We start from the raw sequence: 14,434 nt of genomic DNA on the forward strand, positions 1-14,434 counted from the left end.
ATGTAATTAATCATCTGTACGAGGATTGGATGTGATAATATGGATAGTTCTTTTTTGATAAATATTTTTAAAGCGGTAGTATTTATAGTATTTTTTGCAATTTTCATAGGATTTCTATCCCTTGTGACTGTTTTTGTATCAGAAAAGAATGATTTAGGGGAAAAAAGTGGTCGATATAGTACTACAGTGGGAAATGCATTACTTGTTCTTCATTCTTTTTTTGACCCTGGCAAAAAGGCTCAAGTTGAGCAGGTAGTTTGGATGCGAAGGAGAAGGACACCTGTTGAGAGAAATTTTCTTAGTCTATCTTCTTTAGAATATGATAAAATTTATATTAGTGGATATAGTAAAATTAAAAATAAAAAATATAAAAGGAAATATTAGGTGATATGTATGAATAAAGTTATATGTGTTTATAGTTCTTCAAGTTGTTTAATAGATAAGGCTTACTTTGATGTTGCATATAAGTTAGGGTGTCAAATAGCCAAAAGGGGTGATACCTTTTTATTTGGTGCTGGAATGATTGGACTTATGGGTGAAACAGCAAGAGCTGTCCATGAAAACAACGGCAAGGTAGTAGGGATAATACCAAAAGCATTAAATATTAGTGGTATAGTATACGAAAGATGTGATGAACTTATTGAAACTTTTGACATGAGGGAAAGAAAAGCAATAATGGATGAAAGGTCAGATGCATTTATAGCTTTGCCAGGTGGTTTTGGTACATTAGAGGAGCTTTTAGAGATAATAACGCTAAAGCAGCTTGGATATCATAATAAGCCGATTGTAATATTAAACGTAAATAATTATTATGACTATATTTTAAAGCAGTTTGACAAAATTATTGATGAGAGTTTTGCAAAGTCTGAGTGTAAAGAGTTATATTTTGTAACTGAAAATGTATCAGAGGCTATAGAGTACATAGATAAGACATAAAGAGACAAAAAGACAAGGGGACGGTTCTCCTGTCTCACTTAAGTGAGACAGGAGAACCGTCCCCTTGTCTTTTTTGCTTGACAGAAAACTGTATCATAGATATAATACAGTTAAGGGATTATACTGGAGGGGAATATGGGAATGTCCTTTGAAAGACTTAAAATCGATAACAAATCACCTGTATATTTGCAGGTGGTAAAGTACATTAAGCTGCAGATACTGTCTGGCTTCTTTAAAGATGGAGATGAACTTCCTTCAAGGCGTAAGTTAGCCTCTATTTTAAATGTAAATCCTAATACAATACAAAAAACCTATAAACAGCTTGAAGAAGAGAGAGTTATTATCACTCCTAGCAATGCCAACAGTAAGATTTCTTTAAGTAAAAAGTCACTGGCAAAAATGCGAAAAAGTCTAATTGAAAGTGACATAAAAGAGATGATTTTATCTTTAAAGGAAATGAATCTTTCCTTTAAAGAAGTTATTGACATGATAAGTGACCTGTGGGATGAAGTTTGAAAAATTGAGTTAGTTCTTATAAATGCATAGAATTTTTTTAGATAATGAAGTGTATTAAAAGAATGATACATAGGGGGATTGTCAGGCAATGATTATTGCCATAAATATTAATTGTGAGGTGGGTAATTTGAAAAAACTACTGTATTTAATTAATTTTGAAATCGGTATGCAGATTAAAAAGATTCTTATAATCACAGCGGTTATGTTTCTAGTTCAGAGCATAGCAATAATGTTAGTGTCATCTGTTGACAAGAATTCATACCTTCGTTTTGAAGAGTTATTGAGTATGTCAGGTATTCCAATTATGTTTGTTTTAGCTCTTGGAGTTATTCTTGTGTTTTCTGCATTTTCGTTTTATAGAGATTTTGTTGATGGAAAAAGTATATATGCATTGCTTACTCTTCCTCAAAAAAGAGAGTATATATTTTATTCTAAAACTGCATCTTCTGTAATTAGTGTTTTTATGCTTTGGGCTGCACAGTTTGGGAGTATATTTATATGTTATGGAATATATAATGCTTCTACATATGGCGTACCAAAAGTGCACAATGCATTGCTTTTAGCTTTTACAAGATCTGATTTTTTAAGAGTGTTATTTCCACTTGATACATTATATTTTGTAATAACAGCATTAATTCTATTAACTTTTGTTATCTTTGCTGTATTTGTTGCAATAGCTGAAAGAAGCAAAAAATATAAGTATATGTTTGTACCTTTGCCGTGGGTGCTGGGCATGTTGATGTTTAGTGTGTTTCCATTATATTCTTATCGTTATAATATTTTATTTGTTTTTGCAGCTATAATTTTACTGGATTTTGTTCTTGTGAAACTTGCAATAAAACTTGTGAAAACTCAGCAATTAGGTTAGGAGGATTGAAATGTTTAAAAAATATTATATAACTTTTGTATCTGTAGCTGCAATAATTATTGTTTTTGCAACAGGATTTATAAAAATTAATTCTACTAAGACCAATTGGAACTTTGAATTTAAAACCATTCATGGAGATGAATCGGTGTTAGAAGGTATAGAGATTTGTGGAAAAATGCTTGATTTAGGTGGGGTTGTTGATTTTAGTTTGTCATATGAAGAAGCAAAAAGTCAATTTACGTATTATAAAAATAGAAGTGAATGTGAATATGTAAAAAATGTACATAATGGGAATGTCATAGATAAACAACATTATTATATGGCGAACATGACTATTATTAAAACTGTTATTATTGGAAGGTACGATGATCTGTTTCAATCTGAGCATATTGAAATTCCAGTAGATATAAAACATTTTGGTGAATTTGATAATTTTGATAAATATATAACCACTACATTAGAAAGAATATTTTTAACAATTCCTACTGACAGCTCTAGTGGTGGTTATAATGGCATTTATGAAATTGTAAAATGGGATAACAATGAAAGAAAAAAGGATGAAAAAAATTATAAAGAGCTTATAAGCTTTCCTTCAGAAGAAAAGGATAATGTTGAGGGGCTTTATAGCTTAGGTGATAAATTATGCCTAGTTAGTACAGGTTGGAATAATACTACTTTTGAAATTTTTGACATAGAGAGCAAGGAATTTATAGATGAATTTATTATAAATGAGTCATATTCTAATTATGAAATATATACGTATGAAAATATTTTTATTTTGTCAACGGTTGAAAAAATGTATGCATTTAAAGTAGAAGATGAAATTAAAAAGATAGGAGATATTAAGAGTTACTCTAAAGAAAAGAAGAGGGAAGATTTGAATTTTCAGGTTGATATAGAATTTAACAGAAGAAATATAAACTTTATAGATGGCAGATTTTATGTTTTAGATGAGATATATAAGCTTGACCGTGAAAAATATACTAGAATTAATTTAGTAAGCCTGCCTGAAAGAATTTTGTTATTATCGGTATATGATAATAGTGGAGAAATGATATATCGTGGCGAGATTAAAAGTGATATAACAGATGACAACATTAGATATATAAAATACAATGAAAGGTTTTTAAAAGAAAAATATGGAGAGGTTGCTCCAATGAGAAATTATGTTGATTTTTATACCTTTCAAGTGAATTAGTTTAATAGAATTGAAATTTTGAAAACTCAGCAATTAGGTTAGGAGGATTGAAATGTTTAAAAAATATTATATAACTTTTGTATCTGTAGCTGCAATAATTATTGTTTTTGCAACAGGATTTATAAAAATTAATTCTACTAAGACCAATTGGAACTTTGAATTTAAAACGATTCATGGGGATGAATCGGTGTTAGAAGGCGTAAAAATTAGTGGTGAAATGATTGATGAGAATTCATTAGTTAATTTTAGTATAACAGAAGATAAAACAAAAAGTAGCTTTGAGTACTTTGGAAATTTTAGAGAATATAGGCGAAGCAGACCATATATGAGTAATTATTATTATAGGTACGATAATTATTATTATGAAATAGATACTTATGCATGGGATTCAGAAGGGAATCTAAGAATTGTTAAGGGAAAAATAAATAATAGACGTAGAGTGGGAGCAATTAGTGTCCCTATACATTTTACAATTACACGCAATATACTAGGTAAGAGTTGGAAATATATTGCGGGATTAAATGGAAGGATTTTTTTTATAATACCTAGAGTCAGATACAACGATACCGAGGGAAAATATATTTATGAAGCCATAAATTTTAATTCAGATGAAGAAGAAAGTTTTAAAAAGATAAAAGATATCCCTTTAAATTTTAAAAAGCAGTTAATAGGACTTTTTAGTGTTAATGACAAGCTATGTATTTTAATCAGTGATGGTGAGCACATGACTTTAAAAAGTTTTGATGTAGAGACTAATGAATTTTTAGATGAGTATAAATTTACAACTAAGAGTGAGTATGACGATTTTGATGTCATAGGGAAATATATTAATGGAGAAACTCTTGTTTTAGATTTTAATAATAGGGATTTATATGCTTTTAATGTTGGAGATGAGATTAAAATGTTTGGTCATGTATCAAATGATAAAAGAAATTTTGAAATAGAAAATAATTTATATCGTGGAGAAGGGAAAAAGATTAGCTTTATAGAGGATAAATTTTATATTTTAGGGGAGCGTTTAAAATCTACTGAAGAAGAAAGATATTTAGGAGCTCAAAATGAGTTTAGAAGTATTTTAGAACTTTTGGTATATGATAAAGATGGAGATGAGGTTTATTACGGCCGTGTTATAAGTGACATATCTGATGACAATATACGAAACATGCAATTTAATGAAAAACTTTTGGGGAATATTGGAGATATACAACCATATAGAAGGTATATAAATTATAGGGTAGAAGAGGAGGAGAACCATGCTGAATCTTTGTAGAGTCACGAAATATTATGAAAATGATATTGGAATTGAAAAAGTATCTTTTTCAGTTGGAGCTGGGGAAATTGTAGGTATAGTTGGTGATAATGGAGCAGGTAAGACCACTCTTTTAAAATGTATTATGAATCTTGTCGATTATAATATGGGAGGAGATGTAACGCTAGATGGAAACCCTATAGAGGTCGAAGCATACAAAAAGCTTTCTTTTATAACAGAGGAAGGCAGCTGTTTTAGAAATCTTACTCCAAAAAAACATGAGGATTTTTATAAAAACATGTTAGATAGTTTTGACAGCAAACGTTTTAATAAGCTTCTTAAATTTTTCAACCTTCCTAGAGACAAAAAAGTAAAAAATATGTCAAGAGGAGAGAGGGCACAGCTTGAAGTGGCAATAGGCTTTTCTAAAGGAGCAAAATATATTCTTATGGATGAGCCATTTATGGGTAAAGATGTGTTTACAAGAAAAGATTTTTTGAAGCTTATGATTGCAAATTTAAAAGAAGATGAAAGTATAATTGTTGCGACACACCTTATTGATGAAATTCAAAATGTATTAAGCCGTGCTGTTATTTTGAAAAAAGGCAGAATAGCAGCTGATGTATCAATAGAAGAACTCGAAAAAGATGGAAAAAACCTCTATCAGCTTATGAAAGAAGTACATAGATACAATGAAAACAGAGTTGATGAAATAATTTGATGAACTTAAGAGAAAAAGCATCAGACTTTTTTATTTTAAGATAGTATAATTATTATAAATAAAATTTTCATTAATTATCTTTTGAAATTTGGCACATTTGGGCGTATAATAGAAGGGTAATAGTACATGTAATAGTGAGGGGAGCATATTATGGAAAGCTGCGGTTTTCGCCGTGAATTGGTTAATGCAAAAAGAGTGGTGGTAAAAGTTGGCACATCTACATTGACTTATGAAAACGGTAAAATGAATTTTTCAAAGATTGATAAACTTGTAAGAGTGTTGGCGGACTTAATAAATCAGGATAAAGAAATTATACTGGTTACATCAGGTGCAGTTGGGATAGGTGTAAGCAAGTTAAAGCTTGAGTCAAAACCTAAAAGAACAAGAGAAAAGCAGGCAGTGGCAGCAGTTGGACAGTGTGAACTTATGAATATCTATGGCAAGTTTTTCTCAGATTATGGACATATTGTTGGTCAAATATTGCTTACTAAAGATGTTACATCAAATATCGAAAGTAAACAAAATGTTGTTAATACATTTGAAACTTTATTGGAAAAAGGTATAGTTCCAATAGTTAATGAAAATGATTCTGTAGCTGTAGATGAGTTGGAAAATGGGATTAACAGAGTTTTTGGAGATAATGATACTCTGTCAGCTATTGTGTCAGAACTTGTAAATGCAGATTTATTAATAATATTATCTGATATTGATGGTTTATATAATTGTGACCCAAGGGAAAATTCCTGTTCTAAACTGATATCTACAGTAGAAAATATAACCCCTGAAGTTGAAAGTTGTGCAGGAGGAGTAGGTACTAAGAGAGGAACAGGTGGGATGTTTACAAAAATGTCTGCAGCTAAAATAGCTGTTTCAGAAGGAATAAATTTAGTTATAGCAAATGGCAAAAATCCACGTATAATATCGGACATATTAAAGGGCAAAAATGTGGGGACACTTTTTGTAAGGCAAAAATAAAAAATATTTACTTTGTCAAAAGGATAGTATGCCTACGTTAACAACATAAAATTTGAAAAAGAACTAAGATTAAAGGAGGGAGCTTATTTGAGAAGATTTATACCTGTTGTTTTGACTGCTTTGTTGCTGGCGGTAATAGTGCCTTCGTACGCAAGGCTTGAAGAAGTTAATACATCAGTTGAAGAAAAAAAAGTCATGTCATATGATATTGCAAAAGAGATATTAATTGAAAACAACAGAACATTAAAAGAAAAACAGTTAGAGGAAAGGAAGGTTTTTAATAGCTATAATGAAACAGTACAAGTTTCAAGAGGAATAAACACCGAAGGAATAAATATTGAAATGTTTGGCATGGAACATTTTATATCTTATCCTGATGATGTACAAATGATGTTGACTATGCAAAAGAAGCTTATGCCTTTTACAGAAAGATTTGGATGGCAGATGTCACTAAAGGAAAAAGAACTAACAGAAAAAGTACTTGATTTGACGTTAAGAGATTTATATTTAGGGCTTTTAAGTACCTCAAGGAATTATGACATCAGTGTGAAAAAATTGGAGCTGGAGGAGAAAAAGTATAATGCAAATAATATACGTCTTGAAAATGGACTTATTTCAAAAATAGATTTTAAAGAATCCCAGCACCAATACTTGAAAGCAAAAAAAGATTGTGATAGAGCTCTGAGAGACTTAGAAAATATGAAGAGGAATTTCAACTCTGTCTTAGGGGTTTCAGTAGATACTGAGTACGATGAACTTTTATTTGAGGAATTAAAAAGAGATGTTAGGATACAGCCTCTTGAGAATTACATTGAAAATGCTCTAGAAAATAGATTGGAAATACTAGCATTAGAAGGTCAAATTGAAATGACAGAACTTCAAATTTCAATTTATGAAAAAAACAGAGTCAATGAAACTTATGTTAGAGTACAAAAAGACTACAGTCAGGCTCTAAGAGAGCTTGAGAGTTTAAAAATCCAACTTGAACAGGCAAAGATAGATATTGAAAATGAAATAAAAAGTGCATACATAGATGTTAAAAAAGAGGGATATAACCTTCAAAGTCTTAACGACACTCTTAATATGCAGACAAGGAATTATCAAAGAATGGAAAGTCAGTATGAGCAAGGTTTTATAGCAAAACTTGTTATAGATGAAGTTCAATTAGGGCTAGAAGAATTAAGAAATGGTCTTGATTTGGCTATGTATAATTATAATACAAAAATAATGAAGTTAGAAGAGGCAGCAGGCCTAGGTCCATCATATTAAGAAAGGTGAGTGATAGATATGAATAAAAAAGTTACAGGATTGTTTTTAACAATACCATTAGTGTTAACCATTACAACTGTTTTGGCAGTTGAAAGTAATATGTTTTCTAATATAGAGATGTTTCAAAATATGGCTTTAGAAAATAGCAGGCAATCAACAATTGATGACTTACAGATAGAGTCTAAAGAAAGTGCATTAGAGGATGCAGTGGATGATGCCAAGTTTTTAACTCCTTCAAGGTCTAGAAGTCAAAGATACGATAATCAAATACAAAGTAAAGTAGATCCATTTAGGGCAGAGGTAGATCTTGAATATGCAAAAAGAGAAAAGGAAAAAAATGAAGAGGACTTAAGGCGTAAAGTTTATAAGGCTGGACTTGATGTACTAATTCAGGAAAAGGAAATAGAGCTTGAGTCAGAAAAACTTGATATGTTAGAAGAAAAATATCAAATGGCAGAGACTAGACATAAAGAAGGGAAAAAAACTGATAATGATTTTCATGATGCCCAGTTTGCAGTAAGCTCAAAAAAAATTGATTTAAATAAAGCTGAAAAAAATATGGAAGCATTAAATCTTGAATTAAAGAGACTTTTAAATGTTGAGATGGACGATTCTCCAATAGATATAGAAGATCAGCTTGTTTTCAATCCAATGATTGGGTTGGACGCTGATATTGACATGGTTATTTTACAAAACACGGATGAGGCTGTTGATGTTAATACGGTAATAGAACAGGCTATGGAAAAAAGTCTGGAGTTTTATAGGGCAAGTAAAGATGTAAAGATACAGCAAATGATTATGGAGATTTCAGAAGATATTTTTGAAGAGGAGCATCCAACATACAAAGAAGATGTTTTAGACTTAGAAATTGCAAAAATCAATTTAGAAGATACTAAAACAAACATTCTAGTACAGGTTAAAAACAAATACAATGATTTAATAACTGAAGAAGAAAATGTTGATTTAGCTATGCACTGGGCAGATGTGCAAAAGGAGAAGTTTGAGGCAGAAAAGCTTAAGTTTGAAAAAGGCATAATAAGCAGGGAAGAGCTTCTTAATGCAAAAGAGGGTTATATTGAAGCAATTTATGATAAATATGCTGCTATACATAGTTACAATGTTATAAAAGATGAGTTTGAAGCGTTATATAAGTAACTTATTGTTAGGGAAGCTAGCATATATAGACTTGCTCTTAAAGATAAATATATCTTTAGGTGGATTTAAAAAATTTATAAAGTTTTCAAAATAGAAAGAAGGGGGCACAAGCCCCCTTCTTTTTATAAATCTAATTGTCTGAATGGTTATCATTTTCGTCGTTGTCTGCATTATCTCTATCATTTCGATCTTCCTGATTGTTTGAGAATCCATTTTGACGACTACGGTTATCACCATTGTCATCATCATTATCATCTTCATCTTCATCATTATCATTATTTCTTCTAAAAAGGGCAAATGGATCATCGTGTTCTGGGCAGTAGTCAGTAGGAACTTCGTAGATACTATCTTCTACCTCTGCAAAGTCACTTGGATTTACAGGTACAGGACGTCTTACAAATACCCTTTCAGTTGTAGAAGATGGAGGACAATAGTGGGAAGCTAAATAAGGTCTTCCATCTTCGTCAATGTGTTCTTCGCATACATTTACTTTAACGTGTACATTACATTCATCCCTAGGCTCAGTTCCTGCTATGAAAATTTCCGTTTTGACTGTAGAACCACTAGGATCTTGAGAGCACAATTCTGACACAAGCTTACCAGATTTAGTACAAATAGTTTCACGGACAATTCCAGGAGGTTCTTCAAATTGCTTTACTTCTAAATTCTCATGAACGTTCTTCATGACATCATGCCATATGGCGTTAGCTCTACCTTGTTCAGAGCTTTCTATACTGGTGTTCTGGTCATATCCATACCAAGTTGCACCAACATAATAAGGAGAATATCCAACAAACCATTTATCATAGTTTTTACTTGTAGTACCTGTCTTACCAGCTAAAGGCATTTCGTTTGAAAATCTAGCTGCCCCACCAGTACCGTATGTCATTACATCTTTCATCATATCAGTCATAATAAAAGCGGTTGTTTCATCGTATACTATAGTGCTTTCAGGTTTGTTTTCAAGCAAAACATCTCCGTTTATATCTAAAACTTTTGTATAAGTAACAGGTTCAAAATAAAGTCCTTTATTTGCAAATGGGACATATGAAGCAGCCAACTGAAGAGGATTTATTCCATCACGAGGCCCTCCCAAAGCTATTGATAAATATGTTTCATCAGTTCTATCAATTCCTGCTTTCTTTAAATAGTCAAGTGCTATTTCAGGCTCTAAATATTCATCCCATACCCTTGCAGCCGACACGTTAAATGATCGTGCCAGAGCATATCTAGCGGTACTTAGTCCAGTATAATTCCAACTGTAATTACGTGGATACCTTTCGGTCTCGTCTGATGGGTTAAGATACACTGGTATATTATCTATAGCTGTTGCAGCAGTTATTTTTCTCTCATTAATTGCAGGACCGTATACTACAGGGGATTTAAAAGTAGAACCAGGCTGTCTTTTAACTTGAGAACTTGAAGCTCTGTTTAGTGGTGACCCTATTTTTTCACCAGCACCTCCGTATAGAGCTTTAATATGACCATTTGTAGGGTCGATGATAGTCATAGCAGCTTGAGGAGGCATGGAAGTTGTAGTATTTACGTTTGTAAAGTGTTCTTCTGAAAGAAATACCTCATCCATTGCCTGTTGAATTGTGGGATCTACAGTGGTATGTATTTCTACTCCACCATTATAAATAGTTCTGTAGGCTGATTCTCTAGAATGTCCTTCTTCCATAAGGTCATTCATAACATCTGTAATAACCTGATCAACAAAATATGATTGGTTTGTGATAACATCAGCTGAACGCCTGTTAGAATCTGCATACTGAAGTTCCTCATTTTTTGCCTGTTTATATTCATCTTCAGTTATGTATTCAAGTTCGTGCATTACACTTAATATTAATTCCTGACGTTCTTTATTATTTTCCCTTCCACTTGTAGTAAATGGGTCGTAGTATGCCGGGCTTCTAGTTATGCCGGCTAAAGTTGCTGATTCTGCAAGAGTAAGCTCGCTTACATCTTTGTCAAAGTATGTTCTAGACGCAGATTGAACTCCATAACAGTTTTGTGCTAGATAAACTAAATTCAAGTAAAGTTCCAGTATTTGATCTTTACTTAAATTTTGTTCTAAATGCATGGCTATCCACCATTCCTGTACTTTACGTTCCACAGATCTTTCGTCATTTCCAGTAATATTTTTAATAACCTGCTGAGTAATTGTACTGGCACCATGAGAGCCTCCTGAAGTTACCGCACTGGCTATTCTTCTATAATCTATGCCTGGATGCTCAAAGAAGCGTCTATCCTCTATAGCAATAAAGGCATTTTTCAAATCATCAGGAATATCTCTAAGGTCAACCATTTCTCTGTTTTTAGATCCCTGAAGTGGAACGATAATTTCTCCATTGGTGTCATAGACATGAGATGTAAATCCATCTAATGTCAATTGATCAGGAGTTAATTTTTCCGCACTTTGAATATATGCAAAACCCACACCTCCTGCAACTCCAGCCAATGAGAATGATATGGTAACGCAAATTAATAGTAACATTTTAAAAACTAAAAAAGAAAACCTAAAGGCAAATTTTACAATCTTCTTTTTGTTGCTTTTACGTTTCCTATTGGAAGTATTTTTAGACTTCATAAAATTATTCTCCTCCATATTTAAAAATTTTATAAGTTTTTAGCAACAATCACGTCAGTTTCAGCTGATATTTATTTTGGCTTCTTACATTATAACATATAAATACTGATATTGAGAATAAAAAAAACTGTCATATTTATTCTTCACATAAATTATATCACTAAAATTTTTATTTAATATTGAAAAAAAATATAATATTGTATAAACTTATACTAGTGGTGTTTAATAAGTATCTTTTTACTCAAAATAAAAAGCCTAAAGAGGTGTCAATATGGAAATTAAAGTTGGTGAGCTTATAAAGGCTAAGAGAGAAGAGAAAAAATATTCTCTTGTAAATTTTGCTCAAATTGTTGGAATAACGCCGGGTTATCTTTCACAAATTGAAAATGGATACAAGAAAAATCCTAAATTAGAAATATTGTTAAAAATAATAAAAGAGCTTGAAATTGATTTAGATATGCTTTTGGGTTTAGAAAATTCAAAGGAAAATTTAAATTTTATAATTCCACCTCTTTTAAAGCTTATTTTAGCAAAAGAGAGAAACTCTAAGGTGTTAGAGCATAAAGAAGTGCAAAAAAAAATGTGTGATATTATTGACAAATCACTAGAGTGTAAATATCTTATAGAAAATGAAGAATTATATCATTTATTTTTAGAAGATATTTATATCCAGATTGAAACTATTTTAAAAAGATATATGGCATTTCAAATTATCAAAAAACTTTAAATAAATATTTTCACAAAACGACCCTTTATTATCATATATATAATTGGTGAGGAGGGTTTTTTTATGAAAAGAAGAAAAAAAACCAATCTTTATAATAGATTGTGGTATGCTAGAAGAAATAGGCGGAGATTACATAGTTATGCCTTTCCTTTAATCACGCTGGCTATAGTTATTTTGATTTTTCTATATGTAGAAAATATTATTAGCTCAAGCTTTATGGAATTTTCTGATCATAAGGTAAAGTCAATAATAAATAATTCTGTAGCCAGAGCCGTTTATGATAACTTTCCTGAAGAAATAGATTATGAAGAAATTGTAAAAATTAATAAAGATGAGTTTAAAAAAATCAACTCAATACAGACAGATGTCGGAAAACTAAATAGAATATTTTCTGAAGTTACGCTTGATATTCAAGAGCAGTTAGATTCAATAGGTGATGAAAAAATTGGAATTCCTGTTGGAGTTGTTACAGGTAATTCAATTTTTTCTGCAAGAGGACCACGTGTAAATATTAAAATAATACCTGCAGGAAGCGTAGAAACAGACTTTAGATCAGAATTTGTTAGTGCAGGTATTAATCAGACAAAACATCGTATATATTTCCTTGTTGAGACTAAAGTTGGTATAGCTGTACCATTTACAGAGCAAACAACTAAAGTAACGACAAGCATTCCTATAGCCGAAACTGTTATTGTAGGAGATGTTCCCCAATATTACATGAATTTTGAAGGCATTGAGAAAATATTAGATTAATTATCTGCGATAAAAATTATTTTTTTTCAGAAGATACAGTGTTTTTAGTTTTTTTCTGACTGTTTTTTTTAGAGTCATTATCTTGTTTTTCTATCATTTTACATTTGCCTTCAAACACACTTCCTTCAGAAGTTATAAGGTTTTGAACTAAAATATCACCATAGAGTTTTGCAGTAGGCAGAGCATTTAACAGACCATTTGCTTCTATGTTTCCTTCTACTTTGCCAGAAAGAAAAACATCATTTGCAAAAACATTTCCGATAATCTCTGAGTCTTTTCCTATATATACATCTCCATTAACTTTTAATTCTCCTTGTACTTTTCCATCAATCCTGATTGTACCCTCTGTCTTAATGTTACCTTGAAAAGTTGTGTTTTTACCTATAAGGGTATCAAATTTATCAGGTGACTTAATATCTTTTTTATCAAACACACTTAGACCTCCTAATTTATGCAATTAATAAATTTTTAAATACATTGTCCCTTTATTTTTAAGGATTTATCTTAATCCAGCTTTTGAACAAATAGATTTTACATTGGATCTAAATATTCCATAGGATCTATTGCAGTATCGTTAACTCGTATCTCAAAATGCAAATGATTTCCAGTGCTTCTTCCAGTACTTCCAACGTGAGCTATAACATCGCCTTTGCTGACTGTTTCCCCTACGTTAACGAGAAGTTCTGAACAATGGGCATAGAGTGTTGTTATGCCGCGACCATGATCAACTATTACAGTTTTTCCATAATTGCCATGCCAGTCTGATAAAATCACTCTTCCATCGGCAGAAGACTTAATTTCACGACCGTGGGGAGCTGATATATCAATCCCGTGATGAAATCTTCTAGTAAAACTTATAGGATCCGTTCTATATCCAAAACCTGAAGATACACTGCCAGTTGTAGGCCATAAAGTAGGGACGACGTTCATATACTCTGATAGTTTTTCCTGTGTATTTTCTAAATCAGTTGCAATTTCAGGTTCAGAATGATTTATTTTTTCTAAATCCTCTAATATTGACTTAAGCTTGCTTGCATCTTCTACAAATTCACGATCACTGCGTCCAGAAGACCTGCTGGCAACAACATTATCCATGTTTTCTTCTATGTAAGTATGTGTTAAATCCTTATATAAAGATTTAAACTCCTCAGTCATTTTACTTTGAGTGACTCTTTGTCGTTCAAGTTCAGATATTTCATTTTCATTTTCTTCTATCAAAAGTGCCTGTTGTTCGCCTAGTTTGTTTGCCTGAGCTATTTCACTATGTAAATTTTCGTTTTCACTAATAAGTGATGAAACAGTGAGGCTAGTGCATATAATGATTGTAGCAATAATTGTTCCAAGAGCCATAAGTTTATATTTTATTGCTGATATTTTAAATACTTTAATATCATTTGTTGAATGTGGTACCAACATAATGGACCAATATCGTCTTTCTTTTTTTCTCCTTTTCATAACTACCGCCTTCTTCGATATT

The 14,434-nt window shown here is 31.5% G+C and carries 15 protein-coding genes; 12 read left to right on the forward strand and 3 right to left on the reverse strand.

From position 1 onward, the window contains the following. Window positions 1-39: 39 nt before the first annotated feature. The 10 genes from RBH29_RS10865 (at window position 40) to RBH29_RS10910 (ending at window position 8,887) form a co-directional block, all read left to right on the forward strand. Window positions 40-384, forward strand: coding sequence for a hypothetical protein (locus tag RBH29_RS10865; RefSeq protein WP_306696848.1), 345 nt, complete (start codon window positions 40-42; stop codon window positions 382-384). Between the two features lie 9 nt (window positions 385-393). Next, a complete protein-coding gene (locus RBH29_RS10870) occupies window positions 394-936 on the forward strand; it encodes an LOG family protein (RefSeq protein ID WP_306696849.1) in 543 nt (180 codons plus the stop codon). A gap of 135 nt (window positions 937-1,071) precedes the next feature. Further along, on the forward strand, window positions 1,072-1,452 hold the full coding sequence (locus tag RBH29_RS10875; protein WP_306696850.1) for a GntR family transcriptional regulator: 381 nt from the start codon (window positions 1,072-1,074) through the stop codon (window positions 1,450-1,452). Between the two features lie 127 nt (window positions 1,453-1,579). Next, window positions 1,580-2,320, forward strand: coding sequence for a hypothetical protein (locus RBH29_RS10880; protein ID WP_306696851.1), 741 nt, complete (start codon window positions 1,580-1,582; stop codon window positions 2,318-2,320). 10 nt (window positions 2,321-2,330) lie between these two features. Beyond that, a complete protein-coding gene (locus tag RBH29_RS10885) occupies window positions 2,331-3,518 on the forward strand; it encodes a hypothetical protein (RefSeq protein ID WP_306696852.1) in 1,188 nt (395 codons plus the stop codon). A gap of 52 nt (window positions 3,519-3,570) precedes the next feature. Then, a complete protein-coding gene (locus RBH29_RS10890; RefSeq protein ID WP_306696853.1) occupies window positions 3,571-4,788 on the forward strand; it encodes a hypothetical protein in 1,218 nt (405 codons plus the stop codon). Beyond that, complete coding sequence (locus RBH29_RS10895) at window positions 4,772-5,488, forward strand: ATP-binding cassette domain-containing protein (RefSeq protein WP_306696854.1); 717 nt, start codon at window positions 4,772-4,774, stop codon at window positions 5,486-5,488. Before RBH29_RS10890 ends, RBH29_RS10895 begins: the two co-directional genes overlap by 17 nt. Window positions 5,489-5,638: 150 nt before the next feature. Continuing rightward, window positions 5,639-6,463, forward strand: a complete 825-nt coding sequence (proB, locus tag RBH29_RS10900) for a glutamate 5-kinase (protein WP_306696855.1) — start codon at window positions 5,639-5,641, stop codon at window positions 6,461-6,463. Between the two features lie 87 nt (window positions 6,464-6,550). After that, entirely contained in the window at window positions 6,551-7,732 is a 1,182-nt protein-coding gene (locus RBH29_RS10905) for a TolC family protein (RefSeq protein ID WP_306696856.1), read from the forward strand. Between the two features lie 18 nt (window positions 7,733-7,750). After that, window positions 7,751-8,887, forward strand: coding sequence for a TolC family protein (locus RBH29_RS10910; protein ID WP_306696857.1), 1,137 nt, complete (start codon window positions 7,751-7,753; stop codon window positions 8,885-8,887). 130 nt (window positions 8,888-9,017) lie between these two features. On the opposite strand, the gene RBH29_RS10915 is transcribed toward RBH29_RS10910, so the two are convergent. After that, window positions 9,018-11,477 carry a transglycosylase domain-containing protein gene (locus tag RBH29_RS10915; protein WP_306696858.1) on the reverse strand — a complete coding sequence of 820 codons (2,460 nt, stop codon included), beginning with the start codon at window positions 11,475-11,477 and terminating at the stop codon, window positions 9,018-9,020. Window positions 11,478-11,748: 271 nt separating this feature from the next. Here RBH29_RS10915 and RBH29_RS10920 point away from each other — a divergent pair, with 271 nt between their 5' ends. Together RBH29_RS10920 and yunB are read left to right on the forward strand one after the other, a co-directional pair. Then, window positions 11,749-12,204, forward strand: coding sequence for a helix-turn-helix domain-containing protein (locus tag RBH29_RS10920; RefSeq protein WP_306696859.1), 456 nt, complete (start codon window positions 11,749-11,751; stop codon window positions 12,202-12,204). A 63-nt stretch (window positions 12,205-12,267) separates the two neighbouring features. Next, window positions 12,268-12,957, forward strand: coding sequence for a sporulation protein YunB (yunB, locus tag RBH29_RS10925; RefSeq protein ID WP_306696860.1), 690 nt, complete (start codon window positions 12,268-12,270; stop codon window positions 12,955-12,957). Window positions 12,958-12,973: 16 nt separating this feature from the next. On the opposite strand, the gene RBH29_RS10930 is transcribed toward yunB, so the two are convergent. Beyond that, window positions 12,974-13,390, reverse strand: a complete 417-nt coding sequence (locus RBH29_RS10930; protein WP_306696861.1) for a bactofilin family protein — start codon at window positions 13,388-13,390, stop codon at window positions 12,974-12,976. Window positions 13,391-13,488: 98 nt separating this feature from the next. Continuing rightward, window positions 13,489-14,412, reverse strand: a complete 924-nt coding sequence (locus tag RBH29_RS10935) for a M23 family metallopeptidase (RefSeq protein ID WP_306696862.1) — start codon at window positions 14,410-14,412, stop codon at window positions 13,489-13,491. Between the last annotated feature and the right edge of the window lie 22 nt (window positions 14,413-14,434).

The sequence above is a fragment of the Herbivorax alkaliphila genome, from assembly GCF_030848475.1.
Lineage (GTDB): Bacteria > Bacillota > Clostridia > Acetivibrionales > Acetivibrionaceae > Herbivorax.